The 21,606-nt window shown below is 70.5% G+C and carries 19 protein-coding genes; 9 read left to right on the top strand and 10 right to left on the bottom strand.

Annotated features, from left to right (window positions below):
• Positions 1-76: 76 nt before the first annotated feature.
• The 3 genes from J2853_RS35520 to J2853_RS35510 form a co-directional block, all read right to left on the bottom strand.
• Positions 77-1,057, bottom strand: coding sequence for an LLM class flavin-dependent oxidoreductase (locus J2853_RS35520; RefSeq protein WP_307565077.1), 981 nt, complete (start codon positions 1,055-1,057; stop codon positions 77-79).
• Between the two features lie 111 nt (positions 1,058-1,168).
• On the bottom strand, positions 1,169-1,837 hold the full coding sequence (gene rnhB, locus J2853_RS35515; RefSeq protein ID WP_307565076.1) for a ribonuclease HII: 669 nt from the start codon (positions 1,835-1,837) through the stop codon (positions 1,169-1,171).
• 67 nt (positions 1,838-1,904) lie between these two features.
• Positions 1,905-2,840, bottom strand: a complete 936-nt coding sequence (locus J2853_RS35510) for a LysR family transcriptional regulator (RefSeq protein ID WP_307565075.1) — start codon at positions 2,838-2,840, stop codon at positions 1,905-1,907.
• A gap of 99 nt (positions 2,841-2,939) precedes the next feature.
• Here J2853_RS35510 and J2853_RS35505 point away from each other — a divergent pair, with 99 nt between their 5' ends.
• From J2853_RS35505 to J2853_RS35495, 3 genes are all read left to right on the top strand, one after another.
• On the top strand, positions 2,940-4,214 hold the full coding sequence (locus J2853_RS35505; RefSeq protein WP_307565074.1) for a pyridoxal phosphate-dependent aminotransferase: 1,275 nt from the start codon (positions 2,940-2,942) through the stop codon (positions 4,212-4,214).
• Positions 4,215-4,396: 182 nt separating this feature from the next.
• Positions 4,397-5,041, top strand: a complete 645-nt coding sequence (locus tag J2853_RS35500; protein WP_307565073.1) for a GNAT family N-acetyltransferase — start codon at positions 4,397-4,399, stop codon at positions 5,039-5,041.
• 1,018 nt (positions 5,042-6,059) lie between these two features.
• Positions 6,060-9,218, top strand: coding sequence for an AfsR/SARP family transcriptional regulator (locus J2853_RS35495; protein ID WP_307565072.1), 3,159 nt, complete (start codon positions 6,060-6,062; stop codon positions 9,216-9,218).
• Between the two features lie 307 nt (positions 9,219-9,525).
• Here J2853_RS35495 and J2853_RS35490 read toward each other — a convergent pair whose 3' ends face one another.
• On the bottom strand, positions 9,526-10,977 hold the full coding sequence (locus tag J2853_RS35490) for a DUF7059 domain-containing protein (protein ID WP_307565071.1): 1,452 nt from the start codon (positions 10,975-10,977) through the stop codon (positions 9,526-9,528).
• A gap of 208 nt (positions 10,978-11,185) precedes the next feature.
• Between J2853_RS35490 and J2853_RS35485 the strand changes: the two genes are divergently transcribed.
• Positions 11,186-11,497 carry a hypothetical protein gene (locus tag J2853_RS35485; RefSeq protein WP_307565070.1) on the top strand — a complete coding sequence of 104 codons (312 nt, stop codon included), beginning with the start codon at positions 11,186-11,188 and terminating at the stop codon, positions 11,495-11,497.
• Between the two features lie 71 nt (positions 11,498-11,568).
• On the opposite strand, the gene J2853_RS35480 is transcribed toward J2853_RS35485, so the two are convergent.
• The gene (locus tag J2853_RS35480; RefSeq protein WP_307565069.1) at positions 11,569-12,165 is read right to left on the bottom strand and encodes a TetR/AcrR family transcriptional regulator; all 597 of its coding nucleotides are present in this window, start codon (positions 12,163-12,165) and stop codon (positions 11,569-11,571) included.
• A 144-nt stretch (positions 12,166-12,309) separates the two neighbouring features.
• Complete coding sequence (locus J2853_RS35475) at positions 12,310-12,780, bottom strand: GNAT family N-acetyltransferase (RefSeq protein ID WP_307565068.1); 471 nt, start codon at positions 12,778-12,780, stop codon at positions 12,310-12,312.
• 212 nt (positions 12,781-12,992) lie between these two features.
• On the opposite strand from J2853_RS35475, the gene J2853_RS35470 reads away from it, so the two are divergent.
• Positions 12,993-13,502 carry a winged helix-turn-helix transcriptional regulator gene (locus J2853_RS35470; protein ID WP_307565067.1) on the top strand — a complete coding sequence of 170 codons (510 nt, stop codon included), beginning with the start codon at positions 12,993-12,995 and terminating at the stop codon, positions 13,500-13,502.
• Here J2853_RS35470 and J2853_RS35465 read toward each other — a convergent pair.
• The gene (locus J2853_RS35465) at positions 13,465-14,103 is read right to left on the bottom strand and encodes a VC0807 family protein (protein ID WP_307565066.1); all 639 of its coding nucleotides are present in this window, start codon (positions 14,101-14,103) and stop codon (positions 13,465-13,467) included. The genes J2853_RS35470 and J2853_RS35465 overlap by 38 nt on opposite strands.
• A gap of 182 nt (positions 14,104-14,285) precedes the next feature.
• On the opposite strand from J2853_RS35465, the gene J2853_RS35460 reads away from it, so the two are divergent.
• Entirely contained in the window at positions 14,286-15,284 is a 999-nt protein-coding gene (locus tag J2853_RS35460) for an SURF1 family cytochrome oxidase biogenesis protein (protein WP_307565065.1), read from the top strand.
• Here J2853_RS35460 and J2853_RS35455 read toward each other — a convergent pair.
• Positions 15,281-15,913, bottom strand: a complete 633-nt coding sequence (locus J2853_RS35455) for a hypothetical protein (protein ID WP_307565064.1) — start codon at positions 15,911-15,913, stop codon at positions 15,281-15,283. The genes J2853_RS35460 and J2853_RS35455 overlap by 4 nt on opposite strands.
• A gap of 175 nt (positions 15,914-16,088) precedes the next feature.
• On the opposite strand from J2853_RS35455, the gene J2853_RS35450 reads away from it, so the two are divergent.
• A complete protein-coding gene (locus tag J2853_RS35450) occupies positions 16,089-16,814 on the top strand; it encodes a tyrosine-protein phosphatase (RefSeq protein WP_307565063.1) in 726 nt (241 codons plus the stop codon).
• A 185-nt stretch (positions 16,815-16,999) separates the two neighbouring features.
• Positions 17,000-18,196: an amidohydrolase family protein gene (locus J2853_RS35445; protein WP_307565062.1), complete on the top strand. Its 1,197-nt coding sequence runs from the start codon at positions 17,000-17,002 to the stop codon at positions 18,194-18,196.
• Here J2853_RS35445 and J2853_RS35440 read toward each other — a convergent pair.
• Together J2853_RS35440 and J2853_RS35435 are read right to left on the bottom strand one after the other, a co-directional pair.
• Entirely contained in the window at positions 18,177-18,515 is a 339-nt protein-coding gene (locus J2853_RS35440) for a YkvA family protein (RefSeq protein WP_307565061.1), read from the bottom strand. The two genes, J2853_RS35445 and J2853_RS35440, sit on opposite strands and share 20 nt — an antisense overlap.
• 260 nt (positions 18,516-18,775) lie before the next feature.
• The gene (locus tag J2853_RS35435; protein ID WP_370879475.1) at positions 18,776-19,720 is read right to left on the bottom strand and encodes an LLM class F420-dependent oxidoreductase; all 945 of its coding nucleotides are present in this window, start codon (positions 19,718-19,720) and stop codon (positions 18,776-18,778) included.
• Positions 19,721-20,262: 542 nt separating this feature from the next.
• Between J2853_RS35435 and J2853_RS35430 the strand changes: the two genes are divergently transcribed.
• Positions 20,263-21,591 (top strand): hypothetical protein, encoded by a 1,329-nt coding sequence (locus J2853_RS35430; RefSeq protein WP_307565059.1) that lies wholly within the window; start codon positions 20,263-20,265, stop codon positions 21,589-21,591.
• The last annotated feature ends 15 nt before the right edge of the window (positions 21,592-21,606 follow it).

The raw sequence follows: 21,606 nt of genomic DNA, 5'->3' as shown, positions 1-21,606 counted from the left end.
CCCTGCCCCCCGCAGTACGGTCCCGAACCCGGGCGGCGGGTTCGAGGACACGCGCGACAGCGGTCCGGGGACACGCCTAGAGGGCACGACCACGGATCCGGGGCAGCACCTCGGCCCCGAGCCGCCGGATGTTCTCGAGGGTGCGGGCGTGATCGCCCGCACCCTCGACCATGAGGATCAGATGCCGCAGGCCGGTGACCTCCGCGGTTCGGTTGATCTTCTCGACGCAGTGGTCGGGCGAGCCGACCGGGTGCGTGTCGCAGAGGAAATCCACATACCCCGGAATGTCGCGGTCCGCCCGTGCCCGGCCGTCCACCGGCACGTAACCCGCGAGCCCCGGCCCCAGCCACCGCGGCATGGCCTCCCTCAGCTCCCGTACGGCCTGCGCCGTCGAGTCGCCCACGTGTCCCACGACCGCCGCCACGTGCCCCGGATCCTCTCGCCCGTAGGCCCGGATCATGCCGGCCTTGTCCGCGTCGCCGATGTGCATCCCCAGCAGCATCGGCAGCCCCCGCTCGGCGGCGAGCTCCACGGTCCGCGGCGAGGTGCACGCCACCACGGGCCTGAGCCTGGCGGCCGGGACCATGGGCACCTCCCTGAACCGGAAGAACTCCCCGTCGGCCGAGACCGTCTCGCGGTTCAGGGCCGCGCACAGCAGATCCAGTGACTCGGGGAAACCCCGCTCGAACCTGTCCAGCCCCGTCCCGAACACCTCCAGATCCACCCACGGCCCGCCCCGCCCCACCCCGAGCACGAACCGCCCGCCCGAGACCTGGTCGAGGATCGCCGCCTGTTCGGCGAGGGCCACCGGGTGCTGGGTGGACAGGACGCTCACCGCCGTCCCGACCCGGATCCTGCCGGTACGGCCCAGCGCCACACCCGCCAGCGTCACCGCAGACGGGCACACGCCGTACGACATGAAGTGGTGCTCGGCGATCCACGCGTCGTCGAACCCGGCCTCCTCGGCGGCCACGACCGCCTCCACCGTGTCCCGCAGCACCTCGCCCGGCTCACGGCCCGGAAACCCCGCCACGACCAGAAAGACACCGATACGCATGTTGACATCCTCCTCGCGCCGCGGCCCCGGGTCCGCGCGCGAAAGGAATTCGGTGGGATCTCGCCGGCGTTCGAGCCGCCCGGCGGATCCGGTCCGTGCGAAGAGTCCGGACTATCCGAAGAGCCCGAGCTGGCCTTCCCCGGCCAGCGGGTTGCGGTGCCTCTTGAGGTGGCGCCACCGGGGCAGGTCGTCGAGGTAGGACCAGGACAGACGGTGGTGCTCCGTCGGCCCGAGGGAGGCCAGAGCCTCCTGGTGGACCGGGGAGGGGTAGCCCGCGTTGTCGGCGAAGCCGTACTCCTCGCATCCGAGCGAGGCCATGTAGGCGTCGCGGCGGACCTTGGCGATCACGGAGGCCGCGGCCACGGAGACGCAGGACAGGTCGCCCTTGATCTCGCATCTGACCGGCCACGGCGGGCCCAGGTAGTCGTGCTTGCCGTCGAGGATGACCACGTCGGGCCTCACCGGCAGCTCGGCCAGCGCCCTCGTGGCCGCGCGGCGCAGCGCCTCGGTCATGCCGAGCGCGTCGACCTCCTCGTGCGTCGCCTCGCCGTACCCGATCCCGGCCGCCCAGGCGGTGATCTCGGAAACCATGGCGACGCGCCGGGCGGGGCTGAGCAGCTTGGAGTCGGTCAGGCCCGCGGGCGGCTCCGACAGGTCGGTGACCACCGCGCAGACCGCCACCGGCCCCGCCCAGGCTCCCCGCCCGACCTCGTCCACACCGGCCACCAGCTTCGACCCGCCGGCGTTCAGCAACCGTTCAATCGCATAGGAGGGAGGCACGTTCCGACGTTACCGGCAGGCGGGTTCGACCGCTTCCGGGACGGCCGCCGGGAGGCGTACGGCGACGTCACCGGGAGGCGAGCTCGATCGCCTCGAAATCGGCGGCGAGGAGGCGGGCCGCGACGTGCACGGCCCGGAGGGTGACGGAGACCGCGGGGCGATGGACGCTGGAGGCGCGGGCGACGGCGTGGACGTCGCGGCCGATCGGTGGCCCGGGAAGCTCGCGGACGACGATGCCGCGGACTCCGGCGGCCAGGGCCAGGGCTGGGACGGCCGCGATGCCGATGCCCTTGGCGACCAGGCCGATGATCGTGCTCAGCCCCTCGAACTCCCAGGGCACCGGCTGGGCGCCGCCGACGTCGGCCATCAGCCGGTCCACGGCCAGCCGGGAGGGCTCGCCGTCCGGGGTGGCCATCCACGGCTCGTCCCGCAGCTCCCGCAGGTCCACGGGCACGTCAGGCGAGGCGAGCCGGTGCTTGCGCGGCACCACGAGCACCAGCGGGTCGTGCAGCAGGGGGAAGACCCGCATCGTGTCCGACTCGCGCACCCGGCCGTACCAGTCGTCCACCAGCGCGATGTCCACCTCTCCCGACTGCACCTCACGGATCCCGCGCCCCGAACGCCCCTGGCCCATTCGCAGGGTCAGCGCGCTGTGGCGGCGCAACGTCCTGGCCAGCGCGGGCGCGAAGGCCACGGCGGCGGTCGGGAAGGCGGTCACGGTGACCCGGCCCGTGGGCGTCGCCGCCTGGGCCGACAGATCGGACTCGGCGGTCTCCACCATGGTGAGGATCCGCTCGGCGTGCTCGACCAGGCGGCGCCCCGCGTCGGTCAGCTCGGCGCTCCGGGCGGTCCTGTCGATCAGCATGGCCCCGGCCTCACGCTCCAGGGCGGCCAGTTGCTGGGAGACCGCCGAGGGACTATAGCCCAGGGAAAGCGCGGTCGCGGCGATACTGCCCCGGCGGGCAAACTCGCAGATCACCGCAAGACGCCGCAAATCAAGCATCAGCCTTCCTTATGCCCACCCACAAGAACCAAAGCTTGTTCTGATGCTCTCATCCCACCAGGCTTGGGAACGTTCCGCAACGACCCGGAAGGACCCGCGATGAACGTGACCCTGTCCGCCACACTGGCGGCGAACGAGGAGATCGAGCGAAGACGGCGCGCCGGCGAGCGCGTTCTGCACCTGGCCTTCGGGGAGGCGGGACTGCCCGTTCATCCGGCCCTGCGCGAACGACTGATCGCGGCGTCCGAGCGCAACGGATACGGACCGGTGGCCGGTGCGAGCGAGCTGCGCGAGGCGGCCTCCGGATACTGGCACCGGCGAGGACTGCCCACCGACCCCGAACTGGTGGTCTGCGGTCCCGGAAGCAAGGCCCTGCTGTACGGCCTGCTGCTCGCGATCGGCGGCGACATCGTCCTGCCGATGCCGAGCTGGGTCAGCTACGCCGCCCAGGCCGATCTGGTCGGGGCACGCCCCCTGCTCGTACCGGCGCCCCCCGGCGAGGGAGGGGTGCCGGACCCCGAGCGCGTCGTGTCCGCGGTCCTGCGTGCCCGGTCCGAGGGACGCCAGGTGCGCTCGTTGCTGGTCACGCTGCCCGACAACCCCAGCGGCACGCTGGCCACCGCGAACACGATCGGGCGGATCGTCGAGGTCGCCCGCGAGCTCGACCTGACGATCATCTCCGACGAGATCTACCGCGACCTGGTCCACGATCCCGTCGCCACCGGCTTCGTCAGCCCGGCGGACCTGGCCCCCGAGCGCACCGTGATCACCAGCGGGCTCAGCAAGAGTCTCGCGCTCGGCGGCTGGCGGATCGGCGTGGCACGGCTTCCGTCCGTCGGGCTGCGCGACCGGCTGCTCGCGGTGGCCAGCGAGATCTGGTCCAGCCCGGCCGCCCCCGTCCAGCAGGCGGCCGCCTACGCCTACACCGAACCGGCCGAGCTCGTCGCGCGGATCGACCAGAGCCGCAGGCTGCACGGCACGGTGGTGCGGGCCGTGCACGAGAGGTTCGTCCTGGCGGGTGCGCGGGTGGACGCGCCGCGGGGCGGTTTCTACCTCTACCCCCACTTCGACGGGCTGGACTTCGCGACCTCCGCCGACCTGGCCGCCCACCTGCTCGACGAGTACGGCGTCGGGGTGCTCGCCGGCCACGTCTTCGGCGACGATCCCGGCGCCCTCCGGGCACGCGTGGCGACCAGCCTTCTGTACGGCGAGACGACCGAGCAGAGGACGGTCACGCTGAACGCTCCCGACCCGCTCGGGCTCCCCTGGATCTCGGCCTCACTGGACCATCTGAGCGAAGCCCTGGCCGGCCTTTACGCCATGCGGCGGGCGCCCCTCGGGTACGGACCCGGAAGGCTCGTCCCGGCCTCGTGACGGGGGTGATCTCCAAGGGCGGAAAACCCACGAGACCTCGCTCGGGCACCGGGACCGTACCCGTGCCTGAGCTGGGATATCGTGCTCCATAGACCAATGGGGACGATGTTTTTCCCGATGCTCACCAAGATGTCTCGTGTCGTTTGGCACCGGGCCCATGAATGAGCCCTCATCATGTGCTCATGCCCGCTTTTGTCACCCTGTCCGGGCGCTCCGTGCGCCTGGAGCCGCTCAGCCTCGCGGCCATCGACGACCTCGTCGCCGCGGCGAGTGAAGACCGTTCTACTTACGCCTTCACGCGCGTCCCTCAAGGCCGGGACGAGATGGTCTCCTACGTGGAGGCCACTCTGGCTGAGCAGGCGAAGGGCCGCACGATGCCCTTCGCCATCCGGTGGCTCCACACCGACCGCATCGTCGGTGCCACCCGCCTCATGAACCTGGAGTACTGGCAGGGCCCCATGCCCTGGCCGCCGGGTGAACATGGGGCCGTGGGCGATGTCCCGTCCGTGGCGGACATCGGTTACACCTGGCTGGCCGCCTCGGCCCAAGGCACGGGTGTCAACCGGGAGAGCAAGTATCTGATGCTCTCACTCGCCTTCGAAACGTGGCAGGTCCACCGGATAACCCTGAAGGCCGACGTACGGAACGTACGCTCCCGGGCCGCCATCGAAGCCCTCGGCGCGCACCTCGACGGTGTGCGGCGGGCGGAGAGTCGGGGCTCCGACGACACGGTCCGAGATACCGCGTACTACTCGATCCTCAGTTCCGAATGGCCGCTCGTCCGAGAACGGATCCACGCGCGGCTGGGCCTGTTCGAAGCCGCGTAACGCCGAAGCCGTACGGCGCCGCGACGATTTCACGTTTCGCTTCGCCTCCGCCGCGGTCCTGACGACACGCGCGGCCGGGCTGACCGACGCCGCGCGACGACGGCGCGGAAGCGACACGACGACGGCGCGAAAGCGGCGTGGTAACGAATTTGTCACCTCGACGGCTTCCTCATAGCAACGAACCCATCACTTCGATGATTTCACGGAACAAAGGCCCGCCCGAAATCCGGGCGGGCCCGATGTTCGCCGGCGTTTTCCGTACATGAATCATTCATCTTCCGTTTGACCTCTCGCCGTCACTCGTCGCCATCGGCCTCGTAGATGTGGCACCACGGGTCTTCCCGGCATTCTTCCCGCCCCGGTTGCAGCCCCTGACCTGGACGTCGTCGACGTCGTGGGTCGCGAAGCGGAACGACCGGCAGCCGCCGGGACCGCGCTTCCCCACCCGGCGGGTGTTCTCGTCCTCGTCCTCGGAAGCGACCTGGGCGCGGCCATAGAGCCGGCGGGGGGCATTCGTCGTAGAGCCCGCCCCGGAGCCGGACGTGGTCCCCGGCCTCCGCCCTGAAATCGCCGAAAGACGCGGGGCGGCGGTGGCCCCCGGGACTCGTCACAGCCGATGAAGGCGCGTGTGGACGCCGGAGCGGAGGAGGCGAAAGCCGTGCCGTCGACCGCGAAGACGGTGGTCGCGGCCAGGCCGAGGAGGTTGTGGATCACGTGATGTATGGGGGTTCTCCTTGAAGGGGAATGCAACTCCCTTTCAGATGGAGTTACGGCTTATTGATAGATCCACCACCTTCACCCCACTTACAGTGCTTTTATCGACTCCTTCAATCCGCCGGGCATGGCCGCCCCCGTATGGGGCCATGCCCGACATGCCCCAGCATCATCGGTATGGCTCAACACCCGATTAGCGTCTGATCAACGCTTAGGTTGACGAGCAAGCCTCTACCTACGAGGTAAGCGGCGAAGGACCTATCATTTGGCCATAAAACTTTCCGTTAGGGCGAGGATTCAAGAAATGGCTGTTCAGGGCAGCGAAGGCGGGTTGCGCTTCGCCGTGCTCGGCCCTGTCCAGGCCTGGCGTGACGGAACCGAGCTTGATCTGGGCACCCCGCTGCAACGTTCCATTCTGGCGATGCTGCTGCTGCGCGAGGGCCGGGCGGTGACGCCGGCCGAGATGATCGACGCGATCTGGGGCGAGGACGCCCCGCCCCGGGCACTCGGCGCGCTGCGAACCTACGTCTCCAGGCTGCGCTCCGTCCTGGAGCCGGGCAGGTCCCCGCGCACCCGCCCCGAGCTGCTCACCTCGGTCGGCCGGGGATACGCGCTGCGCCTGAACGACAGCACCCTTGACCTGGCCCTCTTCGACCGGGGCGTCCAGGAGGCCGAGACCGCCCGCCGCGCAGGAGACGTCGGCGGCGCCGCCGAGAGCCTGCGCGCGAGCCTGGCGCTGTGCGCCGGGGAGCCGCTCGCCGGAGCCGTCGGACCCTATGCCGAGCACCAGCGTGACCGGCTCGTGGAGCGCCGGATGAGCGTGCTGGAAGTCCTGATGGACCTGGACCTGGAGCTGGGACGGCACGCGGACGTCGTCTCCGAGCTGATCGCGCTGACCGCCGACCATCCGCTTCGCGAGCGGCTCCGCGCCCAGCTGATGCTGGCCTACTACCGGTGCGGCCGCAAAGCGGAGGCGCTCACGGCCTTCGCCGACACCCGTGCCGCCCTGATCGACGAGCTCGGCATCGACCCGGGCTCCGACCTGACGGCCCTGCACCAGCGCATCCTCGTCGACGACCCGAGCCTCGCACCCGCCTCCGTCACCCATCCCGCACAGCCCGCGCCCGCCGCTCCCGAACCGGCGGCGAAGGCGGAGGGCGCCGAGTCCGTCCAGCACGAGCAGCAAGGGGCGCACGGCACCCCCGAGCTGCCGCGCCCGGCGCAGCTCCCCGCGGCGGTGAGCGACTTCACCGGCCGCCGCCAGATCATCGCGCGGCTGCACACCCTGCTGTCGTCTCCGAGCGGTTCCGAGGGGGTGCCGGTGGCGGCCATCTCCGGGATCGGCGGCGTCGGCAAGACGGCCCTCGCGGTGCACGTCGCCCATGCCATGCAGGACCTGTTCCCCGACGGTCAGCTCTATGCCGACCTGCGCGGATACGGGGAGGAGCCGACCGCTCCCGAGTCCGTGCTGGCGGCGTTCCTCCGCGGGCTGGGCCTGCCCGCCGACATCATCCCCGACGGCCTGGCCGAGCGGTCCGCGCTCTTCCGCTCGCTGCTGGCCGAGCGGCGAATGCTGGTGTTGCTCGACAACGCCAGGGACGCCGCCCAGGTCAGTCATCTGCTTCCCGGCTCGACCGGTTGCGCGGCCATCGTGACCAGCCGCGGCAAGCTCGCCGACCTGGCCGCGGCCCGGCTGGTCGACCTGGACGTCATGGAGCCGGACGAGGCGCTGGTCCTGTTCGGCACGGTCGCCGGCGCCGAGAGGGTGGCCGCGGAGCGCGCCGCCGCCATGGACGTGGTCGCCGCCTGCGGGTTCCTGCCGCTCGCGGTGCGGATCGTGGCGGCGCGCCTGGCCGCCCGGCCCTCCTGGACGGTCGCCTCGCTGGTGCCCCGGCTGGCCGACGAGCGCCGTCGCCTGGACGAGATGCGCGTGGGCAACCTCGCCGTGGAGGCGACCTTCGCCCTCGGGTACGGCCAGCTCAGCCCGGCCCAGGCCCGCGCCTTCCGGTTGCTCTCCCTTCCGGGAGGCCCCGCCATCTCGATCGGGGCCGCCTCCGCGGTGCTCGCGCTGAGCCCGACGGACACCGAGGACATCCTGGAGTCCCTCGTGGACGCCAGCCTGCTGGAGGCTCCCGCCCCCGGCCGCTACCGCTTCCACGACCTGCTCAAGCTTTTCGCCCGCCGTACGGCGGAACGGGCCGGGGAGCGGGCGGAAGGCTCGGACGGCGGAGCGGACCGGCGGGGGTCCGACGTGAGCGTGGCGGCCGGCGGGGAGGGGGGCGCGGCCCTGCGCCGGTTGCTCGACTTCTACCTGGCGTCCGCGCAGTCGGCGCACCGGCTCGCCTACGAGGGCAGCACGATCGCCGACCAGCTCGGGGTCACCGGGCAGGGACACACGTTCGCCTCCGCAGACGAGGCCGTGGCCTGGCTGTCGGTCGAGGCGGAGTCGCTGTTCGCGTCGATCGCCCAGGCGACCGACACCGACTCCGCCGAGGCGCTGCTGCCCGGCGCCGACCTGCTGCTCGCCATGGAGCCGTTGCTGGAGTCGGGGAGCCACGTCCGAGACTTCGACAGCCACGCGCGGGAGCTGCTCGCCGTCGCCCGGCGGCTCGGCGCCACCTCCAGCGAGTTGCGCTGCCGCTACGTCCTCGGGCGGGTGCTGTTCAGCGCCAACCGGCTGACCGAGGCGGAGGAGGAGTTACGGGCCTCGCTGGAGTTGTCCGCGGGGGGCGACCGCATCGTCATCGGAGAGGTGCTCAACGCGCTGGCCGTCGTGTCCGGGCGCCAGCGCCGCCACGTGGAGGCGCTGGCCTGGTACGACGCGGCGCGCAAGGTGTTCAGGGAGTTCGGCGCGCGGGGCGGCGAGGCCATCTCCCTCAGTTACTCCGCCCGTGACCACCTGTTCCTGGGGCAGCCGGAGGAGGCGATCACCGCCGCCGAGCAGGGCCTGGCCATCCTGATCGAGCTCGGTTCCAGCCCGGCCATCGCCAGGGCCCGCTACCACCTGGGGATGGTGCTGTCGCGGGTGGGACGGCTGAACGAGGCGGTCCACCACCACGCCGAGTGCCTGGCCTTCTTCCGGGCCAGCAACCAGCGGGTGTGGGAGCAGCGGGTCTGTTCCCGGCTGGCCGAGACGTTCATCGCCGCGGGCCGGTTCTCCGACGCGACCCGTCACGCCGAGCAGGCCCTGACCGTGAGCCGCGAGATCGGGCACCCGTACGGCGAGGCGCAGGCGCTGGGGGTGTTAGGCAGGGCGCTCGCCGGCCTCGGCGGCGCCGAGCGCAGCCGCGACTGCCTGGAACGGGCCCATGCCATCTTCACCATGCTGGGGGCACCCGAAGCCGACGACCTGCGTGCCCTGCTCGACCGGGACCGGGGCGACGAGAGCCGGATCGACCGGGGTCAGGCCGAACGGGACCACGCCGGCCTGGGCCGGCTCGACCGGGACCAGGCCGGCAGCTGACTCGAGACCGTCGTACCAGTCGTCGTCGAGACGCGTCATCCAAACGTGGTTGATCACTGGGATTCCCGTCGGTCTGGGACCTGAAGGTGGATGCGGGTGCCCGGCCGACCGTCGGACCTCGGGTGACGCGTAGGGGGCCCGGTCATCCGGTGCGTCACCCCGAGGTCGGCCGCCTCACTGTGACAGCCGGCCGGACTCGACACGGCCCCATTCCCCCCGGGTCCGTGCCCCACGGCCAAAGCTTCCCCGCCGTCGTTTGACATCGAATTGACAAGCGATAACGACGATATCCACAGGCTGTGGAGAACTAGCCTGTGGATATGTGGAAAAACCCTTCGGCGATCAGCGGGCGAAGCCCCTCGGGGGCCTTCTCCCGCAGGTCGCCGGGGTCCTCCCCGGTGAGCTCAGCGATCGCCGCCAGCAGCGGATCCAGTGGATACAGGCCGTCGCAGACCCCGGCGAGAGCGGCTTCCACGGTCCCCACCTGTGCGCTGCGGCGCAGCCCTCTCGTCTGCCTGAGCACGATCCTCTCCGGGTCCTCGGCGCCCGGCGATCCGATCCGCTCCTCCAGCACCCCGTCGGCCAGCGCGAGCCGGGCGCCCAGAAGCTCCGCGTCGGTCAGCCGGTGCGCCCCGGTGATCGAGCCGAGGATCTCGTCCACATACCCGCCGACCGGGAGCTCCACCCGCTGGCCGTACTCCTCCACCCGCACGACCGGGTCGAGACTGCCCGAGTCGTTCAGGGTGATCCAGCCGAAGCCGATCCCCGTGACGTTCTCGGACTCGAACCAGCCCAGCCAGTCCTCGTAGAGCTCGCGGTAGCGCGGGGTTCCCTGCTCGGCGGCGTCCCTCAGCCACAGCTCGACGTATTCGGCCGGGTCCTGGACGTCGCGCTGGACCGCCCAGCCGTCGCACCCGGTCTCGGCCAGCCAGCCGCCCACCCGGTCCTGCCAGTCCTCGCCGCCGACGTGCAGCCAGTTGGCCAGGAGCTGGCAGGTGCCGCCGGGCGCCAGATGGCGGGGCGCCAGCCGTACGAGGTCGCGGCAGAAGTCGTCGGCCCGGAAGCCGGACTCGCGATAGGCGAACCGTCCGGCAGGGGAGATCACGAACGGCGGGTTGGAGACGATCAGGTCGAAGCGCTCGCCGGGGACGGGGTCGAACAGGGAACCCCGCCGGGCGTCCACCCCCCGGATCCCCGACAGGGCCCAGCTCAGCCGGGCCAGCTCCAGCGCGCGGGGGTTGACGTCGGTGGCCACGATCTCCTCGGCCCGGCCGTCCAGGTGCAGCACCTGGACCCCGCACCCGGTGCCGAGATCGAGGACGCGTCCCGCCGGACGGCGGGACACCAGCTGGGCCAGGTTCGCCGACGCCCCGCCCGCCCCGACGACGTGGTCCGTGCGCAGCGCCGGGTCACCCGGCCTGACCTTGCGGTCGGAGACGACGTAACCGCCGGTCTCCCAGGGCTGCAGGTGGACCGTGGAGGTGATCCGGCCGCCCTCGACGCCCACCAGGCCCGCGGCGGCCAGCTCTTCCACCGGAAGGCCCCGGGGCGCCTTCCGCTCGTCCACGGCGGCGCCGAGCCACCACAGGCGGATCAGCGTGCCGAGCGGGTCGTCCCCCGCGGTGGCGCGCAGGGCGGGCACCGTCTCCTCGCGGGAAAGCGCGGTGGCGGCGACGTCGCCGAGACGCTCGCGGACGCCGTCGATGGTGTAGCCGGTGTCGAGAAGCAGTCCTCTGAGCCGGTCCAGCAGATCGTTCACCAGGACATCCTCGCACCGGAGACCTCCTCGCGCTCCGGGCGGCGAGACGGCCGGCGGCGGCCCGGAGCGCGCGAATCCTCACACCGGGCGCCGTTGGCCACTATGAGTAAATGATCGATTACTCAAGGTGGCAAGCGTTCTGCAAGCGGACCTCAAGCGAGGAGCGGTACTTCTTTGTGGCCGCGCCATCCGCTCCAAAGGATCCACGATGTTGATCCCGTGCTTCGCCTGCGAATCCCGTTTCCGTCCGGATGAGTATTTCCGCGCCTGCCACGACTACCGCCGGGGCCTGGACCTGGTCGCCTGGACCTGTCCTCGCTGTGGAAATCAGGACGAGCTACGGGTTCTTCCCGGGGAGCTGGGATTCGTTTATCCCCGGCGCGGCAGGTTCTCCATCTGCGACCGGGTGCGCGTGCCCGGCCTGCGGCGCCGGCGCCGGGACCTGTGGCTGGACATCTCGCTGGACGACGAGGTCTGGCGAGTCTCCTGCCGGCCTCACCAGCTGGTGGGAGCGAACTGAGACCGCTCCGGTCCGAAAAAGCCCCCGTGATTCGGACCGGAGCCCTCGGAGGACACGACGCCGGGCGACGATCAGGAACTCTGCTGCCGCAGGCTCTGCCAGGCGGCCTCGCAGAGGCCGGCGATCTCCTCCTGGGTGGGCTGGTGCGCCCCGGCGAACCACAGCCGGCACATCTCGGTGGCCGGGCCCAGCCAGAGCACGTAACACATCGTCGGATGAACGGGCTGGAGCAGGCCGTTCTTCATGTGGGGCCGCCACCAGTCGGAGACCTTCCTGAAGAACGCGCGGCGCGACTCCGACACCTCGGGGCCACCCGGCTCCTCACGCCTGGGAGGCCGCTCGCTGATCAGCAGGTGCGCCCGCTCACGATGCTCGCCGCTCCAGGACATGTGCAGGGCGACGATCGCCTCGATGCCCTCTCTCGCGCCCTCGTGGCTCCGCAGCTCGGCGAGGAACGCGTCCTGGTACATTCTCAGGGTCTCCGCGTAGAGAACGCCGAAGACGTGCTCCTTGCTGGCGAAGTGATGGTAGAAACTGCCGACGCTGACGCCGCTCTCCGCGCGGAGGCTGGCCAGCGTGGTGGCCGAGACACCATCCTGACTGAATCGGCGCAGGGCACCCTCGACGATCCGGGTGCGGCCGTCGCGTCCGTTCTTGGCAGTCTTCACAGAGCAATGGTGAGGCACCAGAACCTTGTTCCGCAAATGGCACGGGCACCTCGGGCCGGATTCATCCCAACCGCTTGATCGTTAGGGCCTTCACCGCGGCACGAAGACCGAAGGCGGCAGCCGGCGTAACGGCGAGGGCGCCGATCAGAGCAACGTCATCGTGGTCACCTGGACCGTCCCCGCGGAAGTCCTCATGATCGCCTCCGGCCATGCCCTGCGGATCATCGCGAGCACTCTGCGGTTGTCCCCGAGCACGTCCATGCCCAAGGTCTCCGCCCCACCGGCCGACGCCCGGTGGAGTAGCCTGCGGACGAGCCGGGATCCGATCCCCTGCCCCTGCCACTCGTCGCTCACCACGACGGCGATCTCGACGTCGGCTCCCTCTCCCCGGTAGCTCATCGCGTGCCCGATCAGGAGGTCTCCCCGTACGGCGAGCAGCGCGTCGCGCTGCTCGTCCACCGTGAGCAGCGCCCGGACCACGCTCGCGCTCGGGCGGCTCATCCCGGCGAAGAACCGCTGCGTCTGCGTGCGTGCCGACAGTCCCGTCAAGAAGCGGCGGATCAGCTCCTCGTCGTTCAGCCGCGCCGGACGGATCTCGACGTCTCCGAGATCCACGACGCTCCCGCGGCCCTCACGGTCTCCGAGGTTTCCAAGGTCTTCGGGACCGCCATGGTCTCCGGGGCCTCCGGGCGTGATCCATACCGGAGCGTGGTGCGGCGTCGCCAGCTGAGTTCGCATCATGGACTCAGATTCTCGTGAGCAGCTGAGTCTGTCAACTAGACTTAGATGACGTTGGAGGTAATGCGATGGCGACTTACGATGCGGACATGAGTGAGGCGACCCTCGACACCACGCCCTTGCGAGCGGGGAGCTGTTCCATCGAGCGCGCCCTCGCCGTCGTCGGCGAGAAGTGGACGTTCCTGGTGCTGCGGGAGGCGTTCGGAGGAGTACGGCGCTTCGCCGACATGCAGGCCATGACGGGAGCGCCCAGACAGGTGCTGAGCGCCCGGCTGACCCGGCTGGTGGAGGAAGGGCTCCTGTGCAAGGTCCCCTACCGCGAGCCCGGCCAGCGGCAGCGGGACGAATACCGGCTGACGCAGATGGGACGAGACCTCTATCCGACCCTGGTGGCGCTGATGCAGTGGGGCGACCGGTATCTCGCCGGCCCGGACGGTCCTTCCCTGCTCATCACCCACCGAGGCTGCGGAGCCCTGGTCGAACAGCACTTCCGCTGCGCCGACGGCCACGAGGTCGCCGGCCCCCGGGAGGTCACGCCGATTCCGGGCCCCGGGGCGACGGTCAGCGCGCCAGCGCCCGCAGGCAACGCCGGAGGCTGAGCACCGAGATCAGCCCGGCGCCGCCGAGCAGCACCGCGACCGCCGAGGTTCTGACGACGAGATAGGTCTCCGTGGTCAGGCTGAACAGCAGCCACACGCTCAGCCCCGCGTTGACCAGCTGCGCGCAGCCCCACAGGACCGACTGCCGCATGAAGAAGCGACGCATCAGCGAATGCTCCAGCAGATGGTCGGGCAGCGGCACCAGATCGCTCGCCACCCGCTGGGCCAGCGGCCGCCGCAGCGGCGCGGTGAGCAGGAAACCCATGCTCGCGCAGAAGACCCCGAGGCAGGACGGCAGGAAGAAGAGGGTCGAACTCTCCGTCACCCCGGCCAGCACCGCCCTGACCGTGACCGCGCCCGCCGCCAGCATCAGCGTGCCGGGGACCGCCCTGCGCCTGACCAGCCGCCAGACGACCCCGCCGTAGACCCAGGCCACCGCCACGGCCAGCGCGCCGTACAGGCCCAGCACGGCGAAGGCCGCGTAGAAGACGGCGACAGGGAGGATCATGCTCTCCAGCACCCGGGGGGCGGCGTGCCGTAGCAGCGCCCCCAGGCGGGGCAGCGCGATCGGAGCCGCGGGGGCCGACATGAGCAGGGTCATCAGATGCGGGCTCCGGAGGTGCTGGACGTTCCGGGGGGCGAGCTCATCCGACCGTACGCGACGCCCCTGAGATCCGACAGGTTTTCGACGGCTTCGGCTCCTTCGGCGAACCCGGTGATCGTACGGTCCCGGGCACCTTACTACGGCGAAAGGCACACTCGAAGGACGAGGCGACGCACCCGGTGCCTAACCTTGAGTGCGTGTACCGGTTCCTGCTGACTCCTCGCTGGCTCGCCTTCCACGTCCTGGTGCTGCTGATCATCCCCTCCTTCGTACTGCTGGGGCGATGGCAGTTCGGGCGTTACGAGGAGCGGTCGGGAACGAGCCACCAGACGTCCGACAATCTCGCCGCCGCACCCGTCCCCGTGGAGAGCCTCACCACCCCGGGCGGCACCGTCCGTGTCCAGGACAAATACCGCACCGTCACGGCCACCGGGACGTTCGACGCGGGAGCTCAGCTCGTGGTCCGCCGCCGCATCCAGGACAGCCAGGTCGGCTTCTACGTTCTCACCCCGCTGACCATGGCGAACGGGGTCGGCGTGCTGGTGAACAGAGGCTGGGTCAAGGCGGGCGCCACGCCCGACGCCTCCCCCGAGGTTCCCCCGCCGACCCCGGGTGAGGTGACTGTCACCGGACGGCTACGTCCCACCGAGACCGAGGATTCCACGGGCATCCGGAATCGGGCGGGTCTTCCCAAGGGCCAGGTCCTTCTGATCAACACCGAGACGGTCGGGCGCGGCCTGCCGTACAAACTCCTCGGCGGATACGTGGATCTGATCGAGCAGTCGCCCAAGGCCACCGCCGCGCCCGCGCCGCTGCCCGAACCGGACATCGGCGAGGGCGGCGGGCTCAACCTGGCGTACGGCGTGCAGTGGTGGCTGTTCATCGGCATCGCGATCGGCGGCTGGATCATGCTGATCCGCCGCGAGGCCGCCGACCTCCAGGCCGCGGCCGCGGGCTCGAAAACCGCCGAGCGCGCGGGGGACGCCGAACCCGCCGGGAACACCGAGGCCCCGCAGCCGGCCGAGCCCACACGGCCGGCCGAACCCGCGCCGTCGGCCGAATCCACCCCGTCGACGGAACCCTCACCGCCGGTCGAACCCGCACGACCGGCCGAGCCGACCGGTGAGGTCTCGCAGGCCGCCGAGCCCGCGCGGTCCGCCAAGCGGGCCGGAGCCTAGCCGACGGCGAGGCCCACAAGCTGCCCGAGGAGGGCCGTGACTCCCGCGGCGATCATGCTCACCCCGATCGCCGTGAGGAAGCCGAAGCCGCCGCTCAGCCGACTGCTCGGGGTGGAAGGCGCTCCCGGCCGGAACCCGAGCGGGCGGGGTTCGAGCAGCAGGAACAGGATCGCGCCGACCTGTCCGACGGTGAACAGCCAGAACCAGGCCCATCGGTTGCCCAGCCGGGGCGTCGAGCCGAGCATGATCAGGAAAGTGAGCACCCCGGCCACGGCGACCCAGTTCACACCGGCCAGTGCGGGCACCTCGAAGGGCCAGCGGGGCGGGAAATCGCCAGAATCGTTTCTGATCCCGGTCACCCTGACCGAGTCGTCTCCCAGCTCCCGCCTGAGGTCCTCGGTGGTGTAGGTGGCCGAGTCGCCCGAGAGCGGCCTCGGACTGATCCAGCGCCATACCAGCGGGCCCTCGGTCCACCGCAGGTACGAGAGGTCACCTTCCTGTTCCCTGAACTCGACGACGGTGATCCTGCCCGCGTCCGCGGCGGCGCGGAACTCCGCCTGCGTCCGGGGCACGGGATTGAGGCTCAGCACCGTGATCAGGGCGCCCCAGAGCAGAACGACCAGCAACACCCATCGAATGATCAATCCGACGACTCGCCAGCCTTGACGAACTTCGGGCGCATCGGAAGTCATGATCTATTACTACCCAATGGTGCTTCCTTTCCATCTCTATGACCAAAAAAGAAGCGTCACGGCGATTGTTCTCCTTGTCGTGAAACACCCACCGCTGGATAGGTTGGAGCGCGTGATCCGGCATATCGAGTTCGCACGACTGCACAACTTCCGGGACGTGGGCGGCTATGCCGTCGAGGGCGGGCGGGAGGTGCGCTGGCAACGGCTTTACCGGTCCGACTCCCTGCACTGGCTCGCCGACGACGACCTCGCCCGCTTTCACGCCCTCGGCATCCGAACCGTGATCGATCTGCGCCATCCGGAGGAGATCGAGCGTCGCGGACGGGCACCGCAGGGGCCGGCCTACCACAACCTCTCGGTCGAGCACCGACGCTGGAACGTCCAGGACGACTTCCACCCCGAGGTGGGGGTCGCCAGGTTCTTCGCCGATCGCTACCACGAGGTCGCCCAGGACGGCGTGGCCGAGCTCAGGAGCGCTCTGGAGGTGATCGCCGCGGAGGAGAACGCCCCCGTGGTGATCCACTGCGCGGCGGGCAAGGACCGCACGGGGGTGCTCACCGCGCTGGTCCTGCGACTGCTCGGGGTGACGGAGAAGGACGTGATCGTCGACTACGCGCTGACCGGGCTGGCGACGCCCCGGCTGATCGCGTACTGGGAGGAGGAGCATCCGGGCGAGCCGTTGCCGTGGCCCGGACTCGGCCAGGCGCCCGCCGACGCGATGAGACTGTTCCTGGCCGAACTCGGCCCGGTGCGCGACTACTGCGTCAAGGTACTGGGCGTAAATGAAAAGCTCATCTCCGACCTTCAGGATCATCTCCTGAAAAACTCCGATATTTAGAAGATCTCTGGGTAGATGCACCCATCAGGGCCCGCCAAAGAGCAGCACCCTCCCGGCGGGCCCGCCCCGAGGCCGCCGTGTGTCCCCCTCCAGCGGTCTCGGGGCTCTTCCGAAGGGGGACAGAGATACCAAGCGGAGACCTTGCAGCTTGATGAGCGTTATGCCAGCGTCGTACGGTTTACCGCGTGACTACCCCGCTGCTGCCCGACCCCGAGCCGAGGCGGCGGGACCATGTGATCATCTCAGCCGATGATCACTTGATCGAGCCGCCTGACATGTTCGACGACCGGCTCCCCGAGAAGTACGCCGATCTCGCTCCCAAGGTGGTGGAGACCGACTCGGGCCATCAGGTCTGGCGGTACGGCGGAGCCACCTATCCGTGCGCCGGGCTCGACGTGGGCGCCGGCCTGCCCCGCGAGCAGTGGACACTCGACCCGGTGCGGTTCGAGCACATGCGGCCCGGCTGCCACGACATCGAGGCCCGGATCGAGGACATGGACCGCGCCGGCGTCTGGGGGGCGCTCTGCTTCCCCGGCATGCTGGCCGGGCAGTCGGGGATGGTCTTCGCCAAAACCCGCGACCAGGAGCTGGGCCTGTCGGTCCTGCGCGCGTGGAACGACTGGCACGTGGACGTCTGGGCGGGCACCTACCCGGAGCGGATCATCGCCCTGCAGCTTCCCTGGCTGACCGACCCCGAGATCGCGGCCAAGGAGATCCGGGACAACGCCGCCCGGGGTTTCAAGGCGGTCCTCTTCCCCGAGTTCCCCACCCGGCTGCGCCTGCCGTCCATCCACACCGAGCACTGGGACCCGTTCTTCCAGGCCTGCGAGGAGACCGGCACCGTCGTCTGCCTGCACACCGGTGCCGCCTCCTGGGCCCCGGTGCCCTCGCCGGACACCCCCATCGAGGCGATCACCACGCTGATGCCGGCGAGCGCCATGTTCGCCTGTGCCGACTGGCTCTGGTCCGGCGTCCCGCTGCGCTTTCCCGCCCTGCGGATCCTGATCGTGGAGGGCGGCGTGGGCTGGCTGCCGATGCTGGCCGAGCGGGCCGACTACGCGCTGGACCACCCGGTCGCCGGCGAGGCGTCCTGGGAGGGCGGTCTGAAGCCCAGCGAGGTCCTGCGCCGCAACTTCTTCTTCGGAACGCTCAACGACCACGCCCTGTCAGGGGTGCGCCTCGCCGTCGGCCTGGAGCACGTCCTGCTGGAGAGCGGTTACCCGCATTCCGACTCGACCTGGCCCGACACCCAGCAGGCCGTCGTGACGAACCTGGGCAGCCTGCCGCCCGCCGACATCGCCAGGGTGGCCTACGGCAACGCCGCCCGCCTGTTCGGCCACCCTCTGCCCTCCCGCGCCTGGCTCAGGATGGAACAGCTCTGACGTGCTTGCGCTCCCAGTCGACGTATCGGCCGCCCTCTCCGAGGAGTGAGCTCATCAGCCACAGGAAGACGCCGAAGTCGTCGACCACGCCGATGAGCAGCAGGAAGTCGGGAATGACGTCGAGCGGCGACAGCATGTAGACGACGGCGAGCCCCATCATGGTCAGCTTGCCCTTGCCCATGCCGGGATACTGACCGCGCGCCGTCGCGCCGATCAGCCGGGGAATGGCACGCAGGCGGGCGCCGAGACCGGGGGTGCCCGGCTTCTTCACATCCTTGTAGGTCCGCCAGACCTGTGCCGCACGCGCTGCCTTCGCCATGGGGGATCCTCCTTGGGAGCACGTTCGAATGGCGGCGTTCCACTACCCCGCCGCATCACGATATAACGCGTGACTTCCGTCCCGGGTTCCCCCGGCGCGCCGGGACGCGCGAAAGGGCCGCCTCCTTCCGGCCCGGAGAACCGCTCCGACGAGCGGATCCCCGCCTGGGGCCTCGTAAAAGCCCGCCCACGCTTACTTCCGGGCCAGAGACCCGTTCCCCTCGCCTCCGAGCCGACGGTCCGCTCACGCCCGGCCCGGGCTCATCCCCGGTTCGGGGCCAGGTCGCGTACGGCCTGCGCGATCGGGATCTCACCGCCGGGGATCGGGGCGAGGACGGGGGTGTTCAGCCCGTTGTCCACGTACTCCTGAATCCTGGCCCGGCACGTCGCCGCGTCGCCGTGCACGATGAGCTCGTCCACGACCTCGTCGGGGATGGCCTTGAGCGCCGCCTGCCGGTCGCCCGCCGCCCATGCCTCGTGCATCGGCCGCAGCACCTCACCGCGTCCCAGCCAGTCGTGGAAGGCCGCGTAGACCGGAACGGTCAGGTAACCGGCGAGCATCCGCCGGCCGAGCTCACGCACCTTCTCCGTGTCGGTGCTGACGCACACGAACAGCCGTGCGATCAGCTCGGTGCCGGGCCCGATCTCGGCCCTGATCTTGGGTACGTCCCGCGGCGAGAGCCAGTTGGTGATCGCGCCGTCGGCCTCTTCCGCGGCCAGGCGCAACATGCGGGGGCGCAGCGCGGCCAGGACGATCTTCGGCGGGGACTTGGGCGCGCGTTCCAGCCTGAAGCCCTTGATCTCGAAGGTCTCGTACTTCTCGGTGACCTTCTCCCCGGCGAGCGCCCTCTTCAGGAAGCGCAGCGTGTCTCTGGTCCTGGCGAACGGCTTGACGAACTCACCGGCGTTCCAGCGCTCCACGATGGCCGGGGAGGAGGCCCCGATGCCCAGCACGAACCTTCCGGGGGCGAGGTCGGCGAGCGTGGCGGCGGACATGGCCAGCAGACCGGGCCCCCGGGTGGAGACCGGGACGATCGCGCTGCCGAGCCGTACCTCGGGGGCCCATTCGGCGGCCATCGCCAGAGGCACGAAACCGTCGACGCCGTTGACCTCCGCGGACCAGGCGTCGGTGTAGCCGAGCGCCGGGAGCTCGGCGATCAGATCCCGGGAATCGGCCAGTGAACGGTCATAGAAGGGGATCGTCATCCCCCAACGTGCGCCCGTAGCCATCGTGTCGCCTCCGTGTCAGTGCTCGCCGGTTGGTCGATGTCCTCTAGAACGACATTCTGATGTAGCTTGCCGCACCCACTCGGGGGCATCAACAGGTTGACCGTACCAACCGGCCGGTATGTTTCCGAAAAATGATCTACGCTACCCGCCTACTTACCCCTTCATCACTGTGCGTTAGGTGTTAGAACCTTTACGTGATGATTAATCGGCGGAGGAAACACCGAGAGCTCCTGGGAGCGGCGGTTCTGACGAGCTGCATGACGGCATCCGTGCTGGCCGGGGCGGTCGGCGTCGCGGTGTCCGCGTACGACCGATCGGCCGACCACGGCGACTGCCCCGAGGCCGTAAGGGACGGGGGCGCCTCGTCCGGCCGTCTCTCCGGAGCGGGATGCACGAATACGGCCATGCCCCACACCGGAACACGCGCGCCGCACCTCCAGGCGAGGTGGGCCGGAGGGAAGCCGCCCGCCGGGGCAGACCCTGCGTCGGGGAAGTCTTCGCCACCCGAGGGCGGACCGGTGGAAAAGTCTCAGGCGCGAAAGCCCGGCGGCGCGCCGTTCGAAAAGCCCCGTGCCCGAATGGCCGGGGGCCTGCCGGAGTCGCCCTCCCTCGACCGCTCTCCCTCCCGCAGAGACACGTCCCCCTCCTTCGAGGAAGCGCCGGCCCCCAAGGGCACGCCGTCCTTCTCCGGCGACGTGGTTCTGGCCGGTGCGAGCTCGCCTCTCCCCGGCGCCCTCCCGGCCGGGGACGGCCCGTCCCTTTTCGACAGACTCCTTTCGGTCGAGCTCGGAACGAACACCTCACCCTCGGGCGCCCTCCCCGCCGAAGACAGACCGTCCCCCTCCGACGGCCTCCTCTCCGTCGAGCTCGGAACGAACACCTCACCCTCGGGCGCCCTCCCCGCCGAAGACAGACCGTCCCCTTCCGACACCCTCCTTTCGGTCGAGCTCGGAACGAACACCTCACCCCCCGCCGAAAGCGGCCCGTCCCCCTCCGACAACCTCCTCTCCGTCGAGCTCGGAGAGAACAATCCGTCCTCTGGCGACCTCCCGGCCGAAGGCGGTCCGTCCCCTTCCGGCGGCCTCCTTTCGGTCGAGCTCGGAACGAACACCTCGCCCTCGGGCGCCCTCCCCGCCGAAGGCGGCCCTTCCCCCTCCGACAACCTCCTCTCCGTCGAGGTCGGAGAGGACAGCTCGTCCTCCGACGATCTCCTCTCCCTTCAGGTCGAGAACAACTCCTCCGGCGGCCTCCTCCCCATGGGGATCGGCCTGTGCCTGGATCTCTCCTTGCCCGGGGTCGCCGCGCTGCATCTGGAGGTCCTGTCACCCTGCGCCCCGTTCCTGCCTCCGGCCCCGGTCCCATCGCCACCGCCGCCCGCCGCGCCCGCGCCGGCGACGCCCGCCGAACCGCCGGTGGTGGTGCCGCCCGTGGTCCCGCCACCCGCGGCTCAGCCCGTCCAGCCCGCCCAACCACCCGCGCCTCAGCCCGCCCAACCACCCGCGACCCAGCCGGCCCCGCCGCCCGCGACCCAGCCCGTCCAGCCCGCCCAGCCCGCCCAACCTCCTACGGTCCAGCCCGCCCAGCCACCCGTGGTCCAGCCCGTCCAGCCGCTCCCACCGGGCGCCCAGCGTCCCAGGGAGGTCGTCACACCGCCTCCCACCCCGGAGCCGACGCCGAGGCCGGTCCTACCGCCCGGCCCGCCTCAGGCGATGAAGCGGCAGATGGTGCTGGAGCGCTTCGCCGACCGGCGGCAGGGCACCGACCGCAGGCTGGTTCTCCTGGTGATGTTCACCGGCGTGATCTCGGTCAGCGCGGTCGCCGCCCTGAAGGGCAGAATGCGCCGGTAGAGGCCGGCCCGAAAG

This window comes from Streptosporangium lutulentum, from assembly GCF_030811455.1.
Lineage (GTDB): Bacteria > Actinomycetota > Actinomycetes > Streptosporangiales > Streptosporangiaceae > Streptosporangium > Streptosporangium lutulentum.
Note: the sequence above shows the minus strand (reverse complement) of the source record. Positions and strands in the feature narration are given on the sequence as shown.

Bases quoted from the DNA above. Each gene is read 5' to 3' on its own strand.
- J2853_RS35435 (WP_370879475.1), bottom strand. From the start codon at position 19,720: ATGACGATCCCCTTCTATGACCGTTCACTGGCCGATTCCCGGGATCTG.
- J2853_RS35485 (WP_307565070.1), top strand. From the start codon at position 11,186: ATGTTGATCCCGTGCTTCGCCTGCGAATCCCGTTTCCGTCCGGATGAG.
- J2853_RS35500 (WP_307565073.1), top strand. From the start codon at position 4,397: ATGCCCGCTTTTGTCACCCTGTCCGGGCGCTCCGTGCGCCTGGAGCCG.
- J2853_RS35470 (WP_307565067.1), top strand. From the start codon at position 12,993: ATGAGTGAGGCGACCCTCGACACCACGCCCTTGCGAGCGGGGAGCTGT.
- J2853_RS35505 (WP_307565074.1), top strand. From the start codon at position 2,940: ATGAACGTGACCCTGTCCGCCACACTGGCGGCGAACGAGGAGATCGAG.
- J2853_RS35440 (WP_307565061.1), bottom strand. From the start codon at position 18,515: ATGGCGAAGGCAGCGCGTGCGGCACAGGTCTGGCGGACCTACAAGGAT.
- J2853_RS35520 (WP_307565077.1), bottom strand. From the start codon at position 1,057: ATGCGTATCGGTGTCTTTCTGGTCGTGGCGGGGTTTCCGGGCCGTGAG.
- J2853_RS35495 (WP_307565072.1), top strand. From the start codon at position 6,060: ATGGCTGTTCAGGGCAGCGAAGGCGGGTTGCGCTTCGCCGTGCTCGGC.
- J2853_RS35510 (WP_307565075.1), bottom strand. From the start codon at position 2,840: ATGCTTGATTTGCGGCGTCTTGCGGTGATCTGCGAGTTTGCCCGCCGG.
- J2853_RS35465 (WP_307565066.1), bottom strand. From the start codon at position 14,103: ATGACCCTGCTCATGTCGGCCCCCGCGGCTCCGATCGCGCTGCCCCGC.